This is a genomic window from Rothia sp. HMSC067H10 (assembly GCF_001810635.1).
Classification (GTDB): Bacteria; Actinomycetota; Actinomycetes; order Actinomycetales; family Micrococcaceae; genus Rothia; species Rothia dentocariosa.
Map to the genome: position 1 here is coordinate 78,639 of NZ_KV802313.1, position 17,831 is coordinate 96,469.

Below are 17,831 nucleotides of genomic sequence, written 5' to 3' on the forward strand. Positions count from 1 at the left end.
GGGGGGGGTGTAGATATGCACTTGAGAACGTCAGAAATTTCACGGCTGCAGGTATACAATTTCACCCGTTTTTCCTGGTATTCTTCGCATGGGTTTACTTTCAGGTAGACCCAATTCAACGCACCTATACACGCAGACAACGCGTTTGAATGCGAACCAGCCCCGCCCTCTTGCTCAGAGACGGCGCGGGCTGGCTCAGGTTAAACCAAGAATTCTATCTGTCGCTTGGGCGGCATAATTCTTTCATGATGCGCTCGGCCCTCTCTTGTGCACGCTCATCCACCACGCCGATGTCGCAGACGTGCAGCAGGTCTGCCGCCACGTGCAGGCGCAGCACGCGCGGAAGGGCGGAAACCTCGCGCAAAATCACGTTCGCCCGCTCGGGTGGGGCAGGTTCCAGGATCCAATTCGGGGCAAATTTTGTGAGGTCACTGGGCAGAATGTAGGCGTCTATTAGAGGGGTTTTCATCCCCGAAAGTTCGTGCCGAGCCCCGGTGAGCGCGAGCGCATCCGCACCCGTTCGCAGCAGGTCGCTCGTATCGTAGGGTGCCACGTAGTAGCGCGCAGTCATCCCGGTGCGTTGCGTGTACTGCTGGAGCGCATCGAGCCCGTGAGCGCAGAGGATACGGGCGCGTTCGGCGGCGATGCGGCGCGCATCCGGGGCAAGCAGGTGCCCTCCCCCGTTGAAATAGAGGGCGAGCTCGTCGAAAGATTCCTGCGAGATAACGTCACTCATGGCTTGACTTCCTCTACCCCGTGAACGGGGTAGATTCCTACCAGTCACTACAACCAAACTAGGCTGTGGTGACTTTCGGTGGGTGAACAGCATCAACAACAACAGCATTTGCTAACAAACGTCTTACATCATCTCCGCAGTATTCGTTTAAACTCTCGGCAAGCCCTGCCGCGAGTAGGATATTAACCGCCGCATTCAAATCCCTATCCACATGGGACTGGCACCCAGTACAGGCCCATTCACGGATATTCAACGGCTTTCTACCATTAGGTGTACCGCAAATCGAGCAGATCTGGGTAGTAGGTGCGAACCTATCCACGCGGATAAGGGTTCTACCGTGTTCGGCAGCCTTCTCTTCAATCAACCGGTTGAGGTGTCCCCAACTAGCGTCCAACACACTCTTACCCAACCGGGTTCTAGCTAGACCCGTGATTGAGAGGGTTTCCAGGGTGATAACTTGGTTTTCGTTAACAATCTGGTTCGCTACATGGTGTAGGTAATGGGTTCGCACGTTTCGGACTTTCGTGTGGGCTTTAGCTACCCTGAGTCGTTGTTTGACATAACGGTTACTACCCTTTTTCTTTTTCGAGAGTTGTTTCTGTAATCGAGCTAGTTTCTTCTCGGCTTGTTTCAGAGGTCTAGTGTTAGCAAAGACGGTACTTCCCCCGTTACTGTTCACCGCGATAGCTAGGTCTTTCAAGCCCATATCCACGCCTACCGCGTAGGCGGTAGGCTTCGGGGCTGGGGCGGGGGTGCTTTCGACAACGAAAGACACATAATACCTACCATCCGCTTCTTGGATCAGGGTTACAGAGGTTGGGGGTGAGGGTAGGTTACGTGAGAGGTTGAAGCGGACTTCACCAATCTTAGGCAGTTTCACAAAACCTACCCCGTGAGTGGTTTGTCTAACCTTGAATGCTTGGGATGTAAACCTAGCAGCTTGCCGGGATGAGCGTTTCCTAAACCGTGGGGCACCAATCCTAACCCCTTTACGCTTACCTGTCACGGAGGTGAAAAAGTTAGTGTACGCCTTATCCAGATCCCGTAAGGACTGCTGTAAGGGTACAGCGGAAACGTCTTTCAGCCACGCTTTTTCAGGGGTCTGTTTCAGGTGAGTGAGTCGGGCAGAAAGCTCTTTACTAGAGGGCTTCTTCCCTGTGTCTTTATACTGTTCCTCTGAGTAGGCTAGAGCGTCGTTATAGACCACGCGTACACACCCAAACAGGGCAGCAATCGGCTGTTTTTGCCCTTTCTTGGGGTAGGCGCGGTAACGATAACGCTTGAGACTCATAACACCTATTATATACTTGGTGTCATGGATAATACCACTGATATAAGACGTGGTAGACATGCGATTTGGGATTTACATGTTCACTTGGTGTTCGTCACTAAATACCGGCGCAATGTCTTCACTAACACCATGCTCACCACCTGCGAAAGAACCATGCGAGAAGTCTGTGAAAGTTTCGGGGCAACCCTAGATGAGTTCAACGGGGAAACAGATCACGTTCACTTGCTAGTACGCTACCCAGCCACCGTGACTGTTTCTAAACTCGTGAACTCCCTCAAGGGGGTTTCCTCTCGTGTACTTCGGCGTGATTTTGAAGCTGAGATTACCCCGTTTTTATGGGGTGGCCATTTGTGGTCACGCTCGTATTATGCGGGGTCTGCTGGGGGTGCCCCATTGAGTGTTATTGCTGAGTATGTGAAGTCCCAGGCTCGCCCTGGTAGCTGATTCATCTCCACCCTAAAGGGTGGAGTCTTCTCAGAAAACTAGATAAACATAGCAAACGCAGGTCTAGTTTTTGAGACTTTCATCAAGGAAGCTCACAATATTCTGAGCCATCTCACGCTCACGAGGACGGCCAATACCGGGTTCCGCTAAAGCTCTGCGCCCTGGGCTGGGATTTTCACCGTTTTCTGATCAGGCACGGCTTATGAGTCCTTTCACTAGGCGTTCCGCTTCCCGCTCGCTCCTCGGGTCTTTGGAAATTAGGAGATCAACTGCAACATGCAAGGGGCGAATCTTAGGTAACTCTTTGATTACGCGAAGAATGACGTTGGCATCCTGAGCATGAACTTCACGTAGTGCGTAGATAAATTTCAGGGTTGTGAGATCGCGGGAAGTTACGTATGCGTCTACGGTAGTACCGTAAATTTCCGAATATTCGTGGCTGACACCCGTAAGCACTAATGCGCGTTCGCCCATCAAGTCATGCAGGTCAGCAGAAGGCACAGCATAGAATTGAAGTTTCGCATCTGCACGCACTGCATACTGTCTAAGAGCTTCTACCCCACGTTCGGAGAGGTTATGTGCACGTTCTTTGGCACGGCGGCGTGCATCGGGGGTAAGGGATGCACTGTTACCGTCAAGATAGGCGGCAAGTTGATTGAAGGATGACATCGAGATTTTGCGCCCATGTGCGGAGTGATGCTCGTGCGGGTTATCTGAAACCATCCACCGCCCGGCGATTTTTTGTCCACTCAAAGATCCTCGTTCAAGGCGTGCACGCACGCTTCGGGGGCTCACCCCGGCGTGCTGGGCATATTCCGCGACTGACATCATGGCAAAAACATACCATAAGAGGAATATTTCTGCCATACTGCCCGGTCGGGAGGAACTTAGCTGACCTCGCCGTCCAGGTAGTACCAGGTGCCGTTTACCTTCTCGAAGCGGGATTTTTCGTGCATGGTGCCTTTCACGCGTTCTTCGGCGGACGTGCCGGGAACTGAGCGGTAGTACGCCACAAACTCGACCGTACCCACCGCATCGAAGGGACCACCCGAAGAGCCCAGAATATCCAGCCGGTACCAGCGCAGCGTTTCATCCAGCGTTAACTCGGCGGGGCGCGTATGCGGGTGCCAGCTCGCCAGCAGGTAGGGCGCATCGTGTAGGGCGAAGGCGGTAAATCGCGAGCGCATCAGAGCCAGCGGCGTGGGCGCGCCCAAGGTTCCGGATGCGGCAAACTCGCCCAGGTACCGCCCGCAGCAGGCACCGTATACCTCGCCGCTTGTGCAGGGGCAGCGGGTTTGAGGATCATGCAGGGTTGTTTCGCTCATGCACCCCATTTTAAACGTGCGTAAAAAAAGAGCCTTTATTCGAATAAAGCGGCATTTTTAATGCTTTATTCAAATAAAGGCTCTTTTTATCATCCCAGGAGGGAAGATTTTACAACCATGCGTGCAGGAACAGCGGGTTTAGTTCGCGATAGCGCGTGCCGGGGTGTCTGCCGTGGAGGGCTTACCCACGTAGGCGCCGCGGTATTTCGCGGCCGGGTGGGAGTCTGCAACCTTAGTCTGGCCCTTACCGAACAGGCTTTCGCGCAGGGTCTCACCTTCGTAGGAGGTGCGGTAGCGTCCACGCTTTTGCAGCTCAGGAACCACGAACTCGATGAAGTCCTCGAAGGAGCCGGGTGAAACGTGGTATGCCAGGTTAATACCGTCCAGGCCGCCTTCATCAATCCAGCGTTCGAGTTCGTCGGCCACCTGCTGCGGGTCGCCCACAATAACCTCGCCCATACCGCCGATAGTGCAGTGCTCGGCAATATCCTTACGCGTCCATTGCTTATCCTTGGCTTGCAGGGTGAAGGGGGTGAGGAAGGACTGAATCGACTCGGTCTTCACATAGTTGAGTACCTCGTCCTCGTCGAACTGCGAAAGATCCACGCCGGACCAGCCGCCGATAATGGCCTGCGAAGATTCCAGGTTCACGTACTTGCGGTACTCTTCGTACTTTGCCTTCGCCTTCTCTTCGGTCTCGTCCACAATAATGGAGAGCATCGCGAAAACCTTGATTTCGTCGCGGCCGCGGCCGTTCTCTTCGGCGCGGTCACGGATACGGTCGGTAATAATGCGGGTCAGATCGGGGCGGAGCGCACCGATAAACACAACTTCGGCATGCTTGCCCGAGAACTTCTGCCCGCGGCTGGATGCGCCCGCCTGGAAAATCACGGGGGTGCGTTGGGGGCTGGGCTCGGTCAGACCCGCACCAGGCACGCTGAAGTACTTACCCTTGTGCTGAATCGGGTGCACCTTGGCGGGGTCGGCGTAGATACCCTTCTCGCGGTCTTTGACGACCGCGCCGTCTTCCCAGGAGCCTTCCCAGAGCTTGTAGCAGACATCCAGGAACTCTTCGGCGAGTTCGTATCGGGTGTCATGCTCAATCTGGGTTTCGAGGCCCTGACATTCGGCTGCGGAAGGCAGGTATGAGGTCACCACATTGAAGCCCACACGCCCGTTAGTGAGGTGGTCGAGAGAAGCGTACTTGCGGGCAAGCGTGTAAGGCTGCTCGTAGGTGACGGCTGAGGTCACGCCGAAGCCCAAGTGCTCGGTTACGGCGGCCATTGCGGAGATCTGCATAAACGGATCGTTCACGGGCACCTGCGCGCCACCTTCGATAGCAGGTGCAGCGGAGTTCTTGTAAATATCGTAGATGCCCACAACATCGGCTAGGAATACGCCGTCGAAGAGGCCCTTCTCAAGGATCTGTGCCAGGTCGGTCCAGTATTTGATGGTGTTGTACTCGGTAGCGCGGGAGCGGGGGTGGCGCCAGAGGTCGAAGCTCTGGTGACCCACACAGGTCATGTCGAATGCGTTAACTGCGATGCGCTTCTTCTGCTCAGCCATCTACGTATCCTTTCGCGAATGTTAGGGTGTTCCTGCACCCCGCGCGCCGCCCCCTTTATAGGTGGTGGCCTTCTTGGTGTTCCAAGTTGTGCAGGTGGCGCATTCGCGCCGTACTTGCTTCGTGTCCCTTGAAGCCAGATCATCATCTGGAGCACCCCGCTACGGGAGAGGGTTGCCGCCCGGCTAGCCAGAGCTTTACGCCGGGACTCATAATCCTTGATTTTGAGTGTATAAGGGGTGTCGTGGTCGGTGCGATATTATGACGAATATTAATGTTTGTGACTGTCGCCCGTAATATTAAGGGCCGCGTACGTCGCCCGGCGGACAGCAGTGTTCTTTCGAATGCGACGGCAAAATTCGGGAGCAATAATTTGCAGCGGGAGCGTGTTTAACGCTCCCGCTGCAATTCTTCGCTCCTCATTTTAGGAAAAGCGTCGAATTATTTAGGAAATGAGGTCCATTTTGCGGGCATCATCCGCAGTGATGGGGTTTATTTCCACCTTGGGCTCAGGGATAGTCTCGTCAGCACCTCGTCCAAACACAACTGCAAAGCTCAGTTTTTTCAGGTCACTTGGTGCCGTCAGCCAGCCTTTCATTCCGTCACGGTTAAGATCAAGAGCATAGATTCCATGGTCGATTTCGCCATTACCGTTGAGATCGACAGGTCCATCTGCTGGTCTCAGTACGGCCTCTGAATTGGGCCGATACATGTACCCACGCGCTTGGGGACCAAAGCCTTTGCGTTCGTCCAAGGCCCATTCTTTAAGGGTCGGCATATCCTGCTGCAGGTATCCGAAATATTTGGTTCCATCCGCCTTGGGCACACCGGTAAGCTGATAGTTGTAATTCATAACGCTGAAGTACTGTGGTTTACCTTTTTCGCCTTTCTCATCGGCATCACCACCGTGCTGCAGGCCGAGGTTATGCCCCAGCTCGTGAATAAAAGTACCCACGCGAATATCGCTCATATTACCTTTATTGTTATTCCAGTGTGTCTTCCCCACAGTCACCATGAAATCACGACCTCCCAATTGTCCCAATCCTGATGAGCCGCTCTCCCCATTTTGTTGTTGCACGTAGTAGTCGCCCCAAACCATATAATGAAAGAGTCCATCACGACGCTGATTAAAATGAGAAGCTTTAAACCTGGCCCAGTTCCCAGCGTTGTTACCTATATCGTCGCTGAGCACTTGCCACTTGACCTGTTCGCCTCCTCCCAAGTTGTACTTAGGTCCCCGGGCGGCACCGGCATCCAAGTGCAGATTAATACCCGTTCTGCCGTCGGGATTGCTGATATTTATATCCGCGAAAGATTGCACGATTCGATCCAGCTCTTCCTCACTAGCAAGCTCACCGGGCATATAATCCATCTCGACAAAAATGTCTTTATGGTTGGGATCCGCGCCCATCTTAGGGAAATCGATCTCTGGTATGCCATCGTTATTGACATCGTACCCGTCTCTTTCCATCCCGTCAGGAATATGATCACCGTCGAGATCATCCGGGTTGGGTTCCTGAGCGAGATCCATATTCCGGTTCTGCGCGTGCGCAGGCTGAGCGGGCTTCGCTTCCACCGCAGAAACGGGCAGAGAATTCAGAGGGGCAACAAGCACCAGGCTGACAAACGCCAGCATCAGGCGCACTATAGTACGTAATTTCATGAGAGATATTCCTTATGTCGTTGTGTTGAGTGAGAGGGAATCTTAAATAGAGAGTGAAGTGAGCGATAGTCATCGGTGAGAACCTGCGGGTGTTGCGGGCTCTCGGATGCGAATACATCTTGGGCGGCGTCACGATGCCGTTTGAGCAAGAGAGTGGTATATGAACGGTTGTGCGGGGTAAAGCCCGGGAGCGAAGAGGCGCAGCGAGGGCGTGTTTCATCTGGCTCGTTGCCTCGCCAGCTTCAGAACGTTATGTATGTCCTCGCACGCTCGGAATAACATCCCTCAGCAGCTACACCTCTTCGCTCCCGTTTTAGGAAGAACGCCGAATGATTTAGGGAATGAGACCCAGGTTGCGGGCGTCATCCGCAGTGACCGGGTTTTCTTCCGCTTCAGGCTGAGCCACAGGACCGCCAGCTCCAGCCTGAGTAGGCGTCATATCAAAGTTGAGCTTCTTCAGATCACTGAGAGCAGTTAGCTTATTTAGTATCCCATCGCCATTGAGATCTACCGAGACCGGAGAATTATCAATAACGCCGTTCCGGTTGAAATCGATGGGTTGATTTGCGGGCTGAGTAACGTCTTTCCCATTTTTATCTTTGTGCGTATACAGGTATTCGCCCGCTTGGGGGCCAAAGCCGTCGCGCTCGTTCAGTGCCCATTCGTTAAGGGTTGGCATATCCTGCTGCAGGTATCCGAAGTATCGGGTTCCGTCCGCCTTGGGAATGCCAGTGAGCTGATAGTTGTAATTCATCACGCTGTAGTACTGAGGCTTGCCGTTGAAATCGTCAGTACCGCCGTGCTTCAGGTTGAGGTTATGCCCCAGCTCGTGGATAAAAGTGCCCACGCGAATATCGCTGTTGGCTCCTTCCCAATAGGTTTTCCCAACGGTCACCATGAAACCAGGAGAGCCTACAAGCCCTACTCCTGATGAGATTCGATTTCCGGTTTCATTATCCACATAGTAATCGCCCCAGATCATGTAGTCGAAACCGCTGTTGTAGCGGGCAGAATCAAAATTACGAGCCCTGATATTTGCCAATTCCCCAGAAGACTTCATATTGTTACTGAGCACTTGGTGCGGAACCTGGTTGCCGCCTCCCAAGTTATACTTGGCACTCCGGGCAGAACCTGCATCTAGGTGAAGATTAACGCCTGCCCTGCCGTCAGGGTTAGTAACATTCAAGTCAGCAAAAGACTGCACGATGCGGTCCAGCTCTTCCTCACTGGCAAGCTCGCCAGGCATATAGTCCATCTCAACGAATACATCTTTGTGGTAGGGATTTGCACCCATTTTCTTGTAATCGACTTCAGGTCTACCATCACCATCAGCATCGTATCCGTTGATTTCCACACTGTCGGAAAGCCCGTCACCGTCAGTATCAGGTGAAGTCACCTTCGGGGCGACACCCGGGTTACCAGGGGCGACTGGCAACGTGTCTGCCGAGGCGGGCAGGGAATTCAGAGGGACGAGAAACACCAGGCTGACGAATGCCAGCATCAGGCGCGCTATAGTACGTAGTTTCATGAGAGATATTCCTTGTGTCGTTGTGTTGAGCGAGAGGAAATCTTTCTATGAGTGAGCGGTATTCATGGTAGGGAACCTATGGTGTGGCAGATTCCCACATGCGACAATGCGCATTAGTGGCATTGTGGTGCCGTTTGAGCAAGAGAGTGGTATATGAACGGTTGTATATGAATAACCGATAGATAAGATTTCACCTGCATCCTAGCACCGTAAAATTTTATAAATCTGTGACATAAAACAAGTTTTGGGAGCGGGTCATATCACAGGAATAAGTAAAGGTTTCCGGCGACATAACCCGTTCCCGCACGCTGGCAGCATACAAGGCTAGGGAATAAGACCTTGCTCTCGTGCATCATCAGCCGTTATGAGATTAATCTCAATCTCTGGTGAAGGTTCAGGGCTTATCTCACGTCATATCTTCCGCGTAATTTGAGGATGCCCAGATCGGGGCGAGTAAGCGTTTTATCGTAAAGATTTCATGTGTATCTTACATTGTTTAGGATTTTTGGGGTATATCCCGTAAAATTATTACTGGCGTGTAATCCGAGCGCCACTTATTCACCCAACCACTCATAGGAGTCATTGTGACCCACGCATCTACGCGGGGAGGTCTGACGCGCCGTCGTGTTCTGGCGGGCGCCGCATGGACAACCCCAATTATTGTTTCTTCCGCTGTAGTTCCGGCTTATGCGGCTTCGTATGATGACACACGCCCTGACTACGGTATTTTTACCCAGGCGTTCGTCACCCACCAGGAACTAGACACTAACAGTTTCCTGGGGCTAGATTCATTTAGCGGCCCGGTTGAGAACGAGCAGGCCAATGTTCCAGCAGGTTCCAGTGGTCTCTACTCGGCTGGCGGCGGTAAGTTTACCCCCGGCGGCAGCATCGGCAAGGCAAAGTGGGGCGGTGCAGGTTTCTGGTTCTCAGCACCCAAGGCAACCACTAAAGACGGCAAGCAGACATACTACTCGGGCACCACTACCCTACTCGCCGGTGCGCGCCTGCGCTTGGAGCACCGTTTCGTTTTCCCCGACTGGGCCGAGATCGACGGGGCAGAACCTCCGGGCTGGAATAAAAATACTAACGATTTTGCGGTTTCCCTCGTCGTCAATCCCACGCCAGAAAACGGCGATAACCCTAAGCTCGTCGCCTTCAACGGTGGTGCTATGTACGGTACCTTCAGCGAGATGACCTCTAACGGTAATGAGCTGATAGGTTACGTTGATATCAAGCTTGAGCAGGATGTTGTAGCTTCCAGCCACAATGGCGGCGGAACTCAGGTCTACAACCAGATCTTGGCCAGCCAGTTCGGTACACATTTTGAAGATTTCTATCTCGAACGCTACGGTGTGACCACCACCTTGACGATCCTCAGCGGCACTCTGCGCTACGAACCTGAGAATGGTGCCCCCAAGAGCGATATTGACCTGACCGGTCAGCAGGCTGTGGCATCCATCGATCATGTTGGCGAACCTGAGAATCCAGATCCGAGCACTCCCAGCACCCCCAGCGACAAGTCAAAGTCCAACTCGACGGGATCAACGGGTGACCAGAAAAACAAGGATCAAGAGAGCGACTTCACCGTCCGTAACGACATTCAGATCGATCCTAACGACTGGTTATCCGGGCAGAAAAACCCTAACGGAGCCTCGAAAGGCTCAACCAACGCACAAAAACAGAACTAATCGGTAATTTTGGGTGAGTAAACGGCACTCCCACCGGATAAATCCTCTTGACGAGGCGCATCCCGGTGGGAGTGTTTTTCTTGCACTGTTCGCGAGCAGGTGGTTTTTGACCCGAGCAGGTAGGAAAATCCTACCTTGTCGGCAAAATCCTACCTGCTCGCGGTATTGGGGTGTGGTGTGGATGCGTGGGCATGGGTGCAATGTTGCGGAATGTTACGAACGTGGCGCATACATACGCAATATGACGGGATGCCTTTGCACCTGCGCCAGCTACAAGGTTTACTAGATTGGTAATCCATCTAGAGCGACCGAGAGACCTGGCTCGACGACGTCGCAGCAACCTCGCCTGCGGTGGCGCATCATGCGCCTTCATAACGCCGAAGGTGCTAACGCCAGCAACCGATGGGAGATACTGTGGGACTTCCCTCCCCTTTTTCATTCACGAATCCTCTAGCACCCACCCCCAACCCTGCGCATGAATCTGACGAGGCGCGGGTAGCGTTCTGGGAAAAACAAGCCGAGCGCCTAAGCTGGGGCAAGACCTGGGACAACGCACACACCTTCCACAAACCGCAGGTTATCGGAACCGATGCTGAGGGCATCGAAGAATACTCCGTACCCGAGATTAAGTGGTTCGAAGGCGGCAAACTCAACGTCGCCTACAACTGCGTGGACCGCCACGTGGAGGCAGGCCGCAGCGACAAAGTAGCCCTCTATTTCGAGGGCGAACCCGGCGACCGTGAAGCTATCACCTACGCCGAACTGCAGCGACGCATCGCCCGCGCCGCCAACGGCCTGCTCAAACTCGGCGTGCGTAAAGGCGACCGTGTAGTAATCTACCTGCCGGTTATTCCCGAAACCATTATTTTCACGCTTGCGTGCGCGCGGATCGGCGCAATTCATTCGCTCGTGTTCGGCGGGTTCTCGGCGGAGGCGCTGAAGTTCCGGGTGGAAGACACCGGCGCGAAGGTTCTGATCACCACCGACGGGCAGAACCGCCGCGGCAAGGTCGTGCCCGTGAAGGTGAACGCCGATGAAGCATGCTCAGGTGAGAACAATATTGAGCACGTGATCGTGGTGGACCGTACAAGCGCCGCAGACCCCGTGGCGCACGCGCAGGTTCCCTGGACGACCGGGCGCGATATTTGGTACCACGACCTGGTGGACGATCAGCCCGATACCCATGAGTACGAGCTGCACGATGCCGAAGACCCGCTGTTTATCATCTATACCTCCGGCACCACGGGCAAACCCAAGGGCCTGGTGCACACGATGGCGGGGTATTTGGTGCAGACCGCATACACCCACGCGCTGCTGTACGATCTGCTGCCAGACTATGTGGATGACGACGGGGTGCTGCGCCCCGATGAGCTGTCTGCCGTGAACGATCCGACGAAGGTCGAATCGACTGTGCACTGGTGTACCGCCGATCTCGCGTGGGTGACCGCGCACACCTACGAAATCTATGGTCCGCTCGTGAATGGGGTGACCGAGGTTATTTTCGAGGGTACCCCCAATACTCCGCATTACGGTCGTCATTTCGAGGTTATCGAACGCTATGGCGTCACCAACTATTACACCGCTCCAACCCTGATTCGTTCCCTCATGGGGGCTTTTCCTGACGGCCCCGAACCCGGAAAATACAACTTCTCATCCGTGCGTCTGCTCGGGTCTGTGGGCGAGTCCATTAACCCTCAGGCGTGGAAGTGGCTGCGCAAGCACGTGGGTGGGGGTACCGCATCGTTTATCGATACGTGGTGGCAGTCCGAGACCGGCTCGACCATCTGCTCCCCACGGCCACACGACCCCGCCTTCGCGCCCGAAGGGACCTTCCCCGAAGGTACCCCGCACTGCACTCCCCTTCCCGGATGCGCCACCCGCGAAGTCCCCGGAGTCTCGGTGCGCATGGTGGACGAGCACGGTGACTTCGTTGAGCCTGGCAAACAGGGCTTCATTGTGGTTGATAAGATCGGCCCCTCCATGGCACGCACCGTCTGGGGCGACCCGCAACGCTACCTGAATTCCTATTGGAAGCACTACGGTACGCGCGGCTGGTTCCTCGCCGGTGACGGCGCGAAAGTCGATGATGAAGGCAACGTGTACATCCTGGGGCGCATCGACGATGTGATCAACATTTCCGGGCACCGCCTTTCGACCATCGAAATTGAGTCTGCGCTCGTGACGCACCCGGCCGTGGTGGAGGCTGGCGTGTGCCCCGTGGAGGACGAGCTAACCGGCCACCAGGCAGTCGCCTATGTGACGCTCACCGACGAAGGTCGGGCACTTACCGAAGACGAGCTGAAGACTGCACTCACCCAGCATGTGCGCGAGCATATTGGCCCTATCGCTAAACCCAAGGATGTGGTCGCGGTCGCCGATATTCCTAAGACTCGTTCAGGGAAGATTACCCGCCGTCTGCTGGGTGAGCTCTACCAGGGGCATAAGCTGGGCGATATTTCTTCGCTTCAGAATGAGGAGGCGCTCGGCGCTATCGCACAGGTGCTCGTAGAAACCGGGCGAGTGAGCCCGGATGCGTTCGCCGAGGATCAGGCAGCATAGGGGTTACGCTCGGCAGCGGCATCGCGCCGAATCTGATAGAAAGGTTCTCTGCGAGCGCGAGTGTTTTGCGGAGGCAATAGCTCCCGCCCTCAATACCCTGATGAAACTACAGTGCGGCATATAACCTGCTGGTTATATGCCGCATTGGCTATATATACTATTCAAATAGTATATTCCTCAAATGGAATTATGGCTTAGAAGGATTTTTCGCGTCCTTTTTCCGAAGAAATCGGTTGCGTCTCGTCTGCGGGGCGTGCCTCGGTGGAGGCGGTCACCTCCGCATCAGGATCGGTACCGGAAGAGTTTGAGCCGTCCCGTGCCGAGTCAGCTTCCGTTTGTGGCTCAGCGGCATTCTGCCCGGATGTCCACGCACCTTTATCCACCGGCTTGGCGAAGAAGAGACACGCGACCATGCCCACGACTGCCAGAACCAGTGCCAGCATTAGTGAGTCGTTCATCGCGGTGGCGATAGGTTCACGCAGGAAGTCGGGAACCTGACCGCCGGACATTCCTTCACCGCCGACGGTGGGGGCGTTCATGGCGCTTCCGCCGGCGCCCGAGGGACGCATCCGCTGCATGGTCTGCGCAATCTGGTCGGCGATCAGACCGCCCATGAGAGTGGCGATACCCGCCGAACCGAGCACACCGGCAACCTGACGAGTTTCGTTATACACGCCCGATCCGGCACCGGCTAAACGAGGCGGCAGGTTGCGGGTTGCGGTCACCGCTAGCGGACCCCAAATCATAGAGTTGCCAATACCCAAGATCGCAAAGGGTATGAGCAGAAGCGCAAGGGATTGATCCGCCGTCATCAGAGCGCGCAGAACAACAAATCCGACTACCAATAGGGCAAACCCCGAGACCGCATACCATTTGGGGTTTGACGTGCCTAAACGCTTACCAATGACCGGAGAGAGCGCACCCGAGAACAGGGCGAGCGGGGCGGTCATAAGTGCTGCCTGGGTGGGGCTCATACCGCGCACCTGCTGGAAATAAATAGTAGTTGGGAATGCCATTGTGAGGGTGTGCGCACCCATTGCCGCGATAGCAATATTAGATACCGAAAAGTTGCGGTCTTTGAACAGCCCCAGCGGTACCAGCGGTTCTTTGCGGTTAACGGCCTGCCACACGATAAAGAGGGTGAACACGATGATGCCCGCGATAATCATGCCCCATACACTCACCGGGATTCCGGTTCCCCACAGCGAATCGGTGATAGTGCCCCAGTCGTAGGTGGATCCCTCCTGAATACCGAAGACCATCAGGAACAGGCCGATAGCGGAGAGAGCCACGCCCAGCCAGTCGAAGTTGTGCTGTTTGGAGGGAAAATGCGGGATATTCCGAACCGCCAGATAGGTGCCGACCACGCCGATAGGGATATTGATGAAGAAGATCCACGTCCAGCCGGGACCGTCCACGAGCAGACCGCCAGCGATAGGGCCCACGAGCGATGCGATACCGGCCGCCGCACCCCATACGCTCATTGCCACCCCGCGCTTATGCGGCGGGAACATGAGCGTAATAATGGACATGGTTTGCGGGGTCATAATCGAGGCGCCTATCCCCTGCACCACACGCGCAACGATCAGCATCTCCACATTGATCGAAAGACCGCACCACAGCGAAGAGAGAGTAAAGACCACCATACCGAGCAGGTACATCTGCTTTTGCCCGAACCTATCGCCTAAGCGACCGGTAATCAGCAGCGGCACCGCATAGGCAAGCAGGTAGGCGCTGGTCACCCAAATCACGGCGGAGAGCGAGGCGTTGAGCTCATGCTGCATATGGGGCAGCGCCACGGTGACGATAGTGGTATCGAGCAGGATCATAAAGAACCCGATCACGAGTGACCACATGGCAACCCACGGTTTCTCGACGGTTTGCTCCATTGATGGTGCGCTGCGGTGCGTCTTTGATGCGGCTGGCTCTGCCATAAATCCCTTGCCTTGTCTTCTCAGCGGTACCGCCGGGCAATAAAAAAACCTAGCACTTCATCATAACGCCGTCTTGAGCCCCGCACGAGAATTCTCATCATGCGGTGCCGCTGGAGCGCATCAGCACAGGGAATGCGGGTATCTGTTGTTCTCAGGAAGCACAGAAAGACCATAGACATTGCGGCACAGCAAGCCTATCCTGGATATACAAGTATTTTTCAACACACAGGGAGGATACGATGACTAACGTTACGATCATTGGCGGGCACGGCAAGGTTGCTCTTCTGGCAGAACCGATGCTTCGTGAACGCGGACATACGGTGAACGCTATTATTCGTAGTGAAGATCAGTCGGCAGATATTATGGCGACCGGCGCTAACCCTGTGGTTGCCGATATTACCGCCCTGAGCACCGAGGAGATGGCGAAGCTCTTCAAGGATTTACATACAGAAGTGCTGGTGTGGTCCGCGGGTGCGGGCGGTGTAGGTGGTCCCGAACGCACCTATGCGATTGACCGTGACGCCGCAATTCGTTCTATGGAGGCGGCACAGCAGGCGGGCATTCGACGGTACATCATGGTCTCGTATTTGGGGGCCGGAACCGAGCACGGGGTACCCGCAGATAACCCATTCTTCGCGTATGCGGAGTCTAAGGCTGAGGCCGACCAGCATCTTCGCGGCACCCGGTTGGAGTACACGATTCTAGGCCCCGGCATGCTCACGACTGAGGATGAGGGCGGTATTACCGTGGGGGTCGATCCGGTGTACCACTCGGATTTGAGCTCCCATACTCCGCGTGCCACCGTGGCGCGGGTGCTCACTGAGGTAGTCGATGATTCCAGCACGATCGGCAAGAGCATTCCCTTCACCGGCGGCGATACCGAGATTCAGCAGGCTCTCGCTCAGGCACCGTCAAGTTCACAGCTGCGCTAGGGTTTGCCGGATGCGCCCCGAGCCTCTTCACGGGTTCGGGGCGTGTTTTTCTCTCACGCAAGGTTGGCTCGCGCGCCGGGGTGCGGGATGTTTGGTACTTGTCCCCGTGTCTGCACACGGTCGCGCTCTTGTCATGTTAGGTTTGCCCTCACAGCATGCGGGTGTTATCTCGCGACGAGTTCCGGGGCGGCTATTCCGTTGGTGCCGCATCGCTCGGTATCCTAAAGTACCAGGTATTTTTAGAGCAACCGCAGGAGGTTCCCGTGGGATTCTTCGATCTCTTCGCCGACAAAACCCCGGAAGAGCCCGCCGAGGCGCAGCTTACCGCCTACGTTCAAGGCAAGGTTCAGGGTGTGGGGTTCCGATGGTGGTGTGCCGGGGCCGCCAAGCCGCTGGGGTTGAGCGGATACGCCGAAAACCTGGATGACGGTCGAGTGAAGGTGATCGCGCAGGGAAGCCGCGCATCCTGCGAGCGCCTGCTGGAGACCCTTAATTCGGGTGATACCGCCGGGCATGTGGATTTTGTGGATGCGTCTTTCAGCGAGCCTCAGGGCACGTTCAAAGGGTTCGGGACCCGGTAGCGCGCTCTCCTGCCGCCCTGCTAAAAAGGCTCTTTATGTGAATAAAGCGTCTGAAACGCCTCTTTATTCACATAAAGAGCCTTTTTATGATCCCGATGCACCCCGCAGTATGCCCCAAACACCCGGTAACGTGGAATAATAGTTTACGCACTCATATCATTCACGTATTTCATGAAGGTCTTTGATGACACGCTATCGCTGGGGCATAACCGGTGCCTGCATCCTTTTCTTAGCCGGAGTTATTGTTTATAACCTGCGCGAATTTTTGGCATATGATTATCTGGTCTATTATGCCGGGGGTAAAAGCGTTAACTGGTTTCTTGATTACCCCAGCAGCCTCTATGATCTCGATATTCTTCGTGAAACTGTGCGGGCAGAAAACTTTAGATATATTTTCGGTGACAGCGGCCTGTGGCTTGCGTTTACGTACCCGCCGTTTGCATCGCTCCTCTTTATTCCCGCATCGTTCTTGCCCTTGCGGGTGGCAATTGGCCTTCATCTAGCATTTTTCGTACCTATTGCCTTCTATTGCGCCAAGGTTCTGCGTGACTATCTGGTAAAGCGCAATTCTCGGCTGCTTTTTAAGAAATATCTTTCGTCTTTTTCCTTTATTGTTTTGTGTGCTGCGCTTATATTGCTTTCGGCACCGTGGCGCAATAATTTCTTGTACGGTCAAATAAATCCGTATCTGCTGGCGCTTATTCTCTACGATCTTTTACGGCCAGGTACCAGGATTCCGCGCGGCGTTTTTATTGGTATTGCTGCGGGCATTAAACTTACTCCGCTCGCCATAGGAATTCTTTTTCTAGTGCGTAAAGAGTGGAAATCCATTATTGCACTGGGGGTCTCGTTTGCGGGAACCATTGCGGCGGGGTTTGCTGTGCTTCCGCAGCAGTCTCTCACCTATTGGGGCAGCGTCATCTGGGATCCGTCACGCGTGGGCAACCCAATATCGAGCAATAGCGTGGCGATTCAAGGCGTTTTAGGGCGCATGACCTTTCAGGATGGTACCGTACTGAAGGCGCTGTACGGAATCGCGGCAATCGCACTAATTGCGGTGGTGGGGTACGCCCTGTGGAAGATGGAGCAGCACAAACTCTATCTGTCGCAGGTCTCTTTGGCGGTTCTTGTGCCGGTGTTTATTTCGCCGATCAGCTGGTTCCATCATGCCGTGATTCTGCCAATTTTTATGGTGTGCGCGGCGGTCGATTTCTTGCCGCTGGTGGCGCGGTGGCGTTCTCGTGCGGGGCGCATCCTGTGTTATACCTGCTATGCCCTGAGTTCTCTCATGCTGGTTAATACGCTTCTGGACTGGGGAAAGCTCGTGGTGCGCTTCTGGCGGCGTGTCGATTTTTATCCGTTTACCGGCAGGTATCCGGGGGTGGATGCGCATACCCTGCTTCTGCGGGCGGCGGATGAGCAGCCGGTTATGTTTGTGACCTCAATTCCGGCGTTGGCGCTTGTGGTGTTGGTTGTGCTGTGGACGGTACTCCTACGCCGCCCTGCCGAAAATATGCAGTAATCAGAAGGCTCTTAATGCGAATAAAGCGGGATTTCCAACGCTTTATTTACATCAAGAGCCTTTT

14 protein-coding genes and 2 riboswitches are annotated in these 17,831 nt (G+C 54.8%); of the genes, 6 read left to right on the top strand and 8 right to left on the bottom strand.

Annotated elements, in window-relative coordinates; translation table 11 throughout:
- Positions 1–214: 214 nt before the first annotated feature.
- Both HMPREF2756_RS06180 and HMPREF2756_RS06185 read right to left on the bottom strand, forming a co-directional pair.
- Positions 215–736: a hypothetical protein gene (locus HMPREF2756_RS06180; protein WP_070619376.1), complete on the bottom strand. Its 522-nt coding sequence runs from the start codon at positions 734–736 to the stop codon at positions 215–217.
- Positions 737–794: 58 nt separating this feature from the next.
- Positions 795–2,027, bottom strand: coding sequence for an RNA-guided endonuclease InsQ/TnpB family protein (locus HMPREF2756_RS06185; RefSeq protein WP_070535225.1), 1,233 nt, complete (start codon positions 2,025–2,027; stop codon positions 795–797).
- Positions 2,028–2,051: 24 nt separating this feature from the next.
- Here HMPREF2756_RS06185 and tnpA point away from each other — a divergent pair, with 24 nt between their 5' ends.
- Positions 2,052–2,471 carry an IS200/IS605 family transposase gene (gene tnpA / locus HMPREF2756_RS06190; RefSeq protein ID WP_080972578.1) on the top strand — a complete coding sequence of 140 codons (420 nt, stop codon included), beginning with the start codon at positions 2,052–2,054 and terminating at the stop codon, positions 2,469–2,471.
- A 189-nt stretch (positions 2,472–2,660) separates the two neighbouring features.
- Here the strand turns inward: tnpA and HMPREF2756_RS06195 are convergent, their stop codons facing one another.
- The 5 genes from HMPREF2756_RS06195 to HMPREF2756_RS06215 form a co-directional block, all read right to left on the bottom strand.
- Positions 2,661–3,302 (bottom strand): hypothetical protein, encoded by a 642-nt coding sequence (locus tag HMPREF2756_RS06195; RefSeq protein WP_246825861.1) that lies wholly within the window; start codon positions 3,300–3,302, stop codon positions 2,661–2,663.
- 56 nt (positions 3,303–3,358) lie between these two features.
- Positions 3,359–3,796, bottom strand: coding sequence for a YchJ family protein (locus tag HMPREF2756_RS06200; protein ID WP_083301680.1), 438 nt, complete (start codon positions 3,794–3,796; stop codon positions 3,359–3,361).
- Between the two features lie 138 nt (positions 3,797–3,934).
- Positions 3,935–5,362, bottom strand: coding sequence for an LLM class flavin-dependent oxidoreductase (locus HMPREF2756_RS06205; protein ID WP_048752326.1), 1,428 nt, complete (start codon positions 5,360–5,362; stop codon positions 3,935–3,937).
- A 105-nt stretch (positions 5,363–5,467) separates the two neighbouring features.
- Positions 5,468–5,577, bottom strand: a riboswitch (SAM riboswitch).
- Between the two features lie 228 nt (positions 5,578–5,805).
- Positions 5,806–7,023 (bottom strand): zinc-dependent metalloprotease family protein, encoded by a 1,218-nt coding sequence (locus tag HMPREF2756_RS06210; RefSeq protein WP_070619382.1) that lies wholly within the window; start codon positions 7,021–7,023, stop codon positions 5,806–5,808.
- Between the two features lie 334 nt (positions 7,024–7,357).
- Positions 7,358–8,551: a C4-dicarboxylate ABC transporter substrate-binding protein gene (locus tag HMPREF2756_RS06215; protein ID WP_070619384.1), complete on the bottom strand. Its 1,194-nt coding sequence runs from the start codon at positions 8,549–8,551 to the stop codon at positions 7,358–7,360.
- A gap of 584 nt (positions 8,552–9,135) precedes the next feature.
- Here HMPREF2756_RS06215 and HMPREF2756_RS06220 point away from each other — a divergent pair.
- Positions 9,136–10,239 carry a hypothetical protein gene (locus tag HMPREF2756_RS06220; RefSeq protein WP_070619386.1) on the top strand — a complete coding sequence of 368 codons (1,104 nt, stop codon included), beginning with the start codon at positions 9,136–9,138 and terminating at the stop codon, positions 10,237–10,239.
- A gap of 292 nt (positions 10,240–10,531) precedes the next feature.
- A riboswitch (SAM riboswitch) is annotated at positions 10,532–10,648 on the top strand.
- A gap of 5 nt (positions 10,649–10,653) precedes the next feature.
- Positions 10,654–12,798, top strand: coding sequence for an AMP-binding protein (locus HMPREF2756_RS06225; protein ID WP_070619610.1), 2,145 nt, complete (start codon positions 10,654–10,656; stop codon positions 12,796–12,798).
- 194 nt (positions 12,799–12,992) lie between these two features.
- On the opposite strand, the gene HMPREF2756_RS06230 is transcribed toward HMPREF2756_RS06225, so the two are convergent.
- Positions 12,993–14,732, bottom strand: coding sequence for an MFS transporter (locus tag HMPREF2756_RS06230; RefSeq protein ID WP_246825862.1), 1,740 nt, complete (start codon positions 14,730–14,732; stop codon positions 12,993–12,995).
- 239 nt (positions 14,733–14,971) lie between these two features.
- Here HMPREF2756_RS06230 and HMPREF2756_RS06235 point away from each other — a divergent pair, with 239 nt between their 5' ends.
- The 3 genes from HMPREF2756_RS06235 to HMPREF2756_RS06245 all read left to right on the top strand — a co-directional run bounded on the left by HMPREF2756_RS06235 (position 14,972) and on the right by HMPREF2756_RS06245 (position 17,767).
- Positions 14,972–15,664 carry an SDR family oxidoreductase gene (locus HMPREF2756_RS06235; RefSeq protein WP_070619389.1) on the top strand — a complete coding sequence of 231 codons (693 nt, stop codon included), beginning with the start codon at positions 14,972–14,974 and terminating at the stop codon, positions 15,662–15,664.
- Between the two features lie 155 nt (positions 15,665–15,819).
- A complete protein-coding gene (locus HMPREF2756_RS06240; protein WP_314890444.1) occupies positions 15,820–16,245 on the top strand; it encodes an acylphosphatase in 426 nt (141 codons plus the stop codon).
- A 184-nt stretch (positions 16,246–16,429) separates the two neighbouring features.
- Complete coding sequence (locus HMPREF2756_RS06245) at positions 16,430–17,767, top strand: glycosyltransferase 87 family protein (RefSeq protein ID WP_070619392.1); 1,338 nt, start codon at positions 16,430–16,432, stop codon at positions 17,765–17,767.
- The last annotated feature ends 64 nt before the right edge of the window (positions 17,768–17,831 follow it).

Excerpts from the sequence above, each read along its gene's own strand:
- HMPREF2756_RS06240 (WP_314890444.1), top strand. The coding sequence starts at position 15,820 with ATGCGGGTGTTATCTCGCGACGAGTTCCGGGGCGGCTATTCCGTTGGT.
- HMPREF2756_RS06185 (WP_070535225.1), bottom strand. The coding sequence starts at position 2,027 with ATGAGTCTCAAGCGTTATCGTTACCGCGCCTACCCCAAGAAAGGGCAA.
- HMPREF2756_RS06205 (WP_048752326.1), bottom strand. The coding sequence starts at position 5,362 with ATGGCTGAGCAGAAGAAGCGCATCGCAGTTAACGCATTCGACATGACC.
- HMPREF2756_RS06195 (WP_246825861.1), bottom strand. The coding sequence starts at position 3,302 with ATGATGTCAGTCGCGGAATATGCCCAGCACGCCGGGGTGAGCCCCCGA.
- HMPREF2756_RS06200 (WP_083301680.1), bottom strand. The coding sequence starts at position 3,796 with ATGAGCGAAACAACCCTGCATGATCCTCAAACCCGCTGCCCCTGCACA.
- HMPREF2756_RS06210 (WP_070619382.1), bottom strand. The coding sequence starts at position 7,023 with ATGAAATTACGTACTATAGTGCGCCTGATGCTGGCGTTTGTCAGCCTG.
- tnpA (WP_080972578.1), top strand. The coding sequence starts at position 2,052 with ATGGATAATACCACTGATATAAGACGTGGTAGACATGCGATTTGGGAT.
- HMPREF2756_RS06215 (WP_070619384.1), bottom strand. The coding sequence starts at position 8,551 with ATGAAACTACGTACTATAGCGCGCCTGATGCTGGCATTCGTCAGCCTG.
- HMPREF2756_RS06245 (WP_070619392.1), top strand. The coding sequence starts at position 16,430 with ATGACACGCTATCGCTGGGGCATAACCGGTGCCTGCATCCTTTTCTTA.
- HMPREF2756_RS06235 (WP_070619389.1), top strand. The coding sequence starts at position 14,972 with ATGACTAACGTTACGATCATTGGCGGGCACGGCAAGGTTGCTCTTCTG.
- HMPREF2756_RS06180 (WP_070619376.1), bottom strand. The coding sequence starts at position 736 with ATGAGTGACGTTATCTCGCAGGAATCTTTCGACGAGCTCGCCCTCTAT.
- HMPREF2756_RS06230 (WP_246825862.1), bottom strand. The coding sequence starts at position 14,732 with ATGGCAGAGCCAGCCGCATCAAAGACGCACCGCAGCGCACCATCAATG.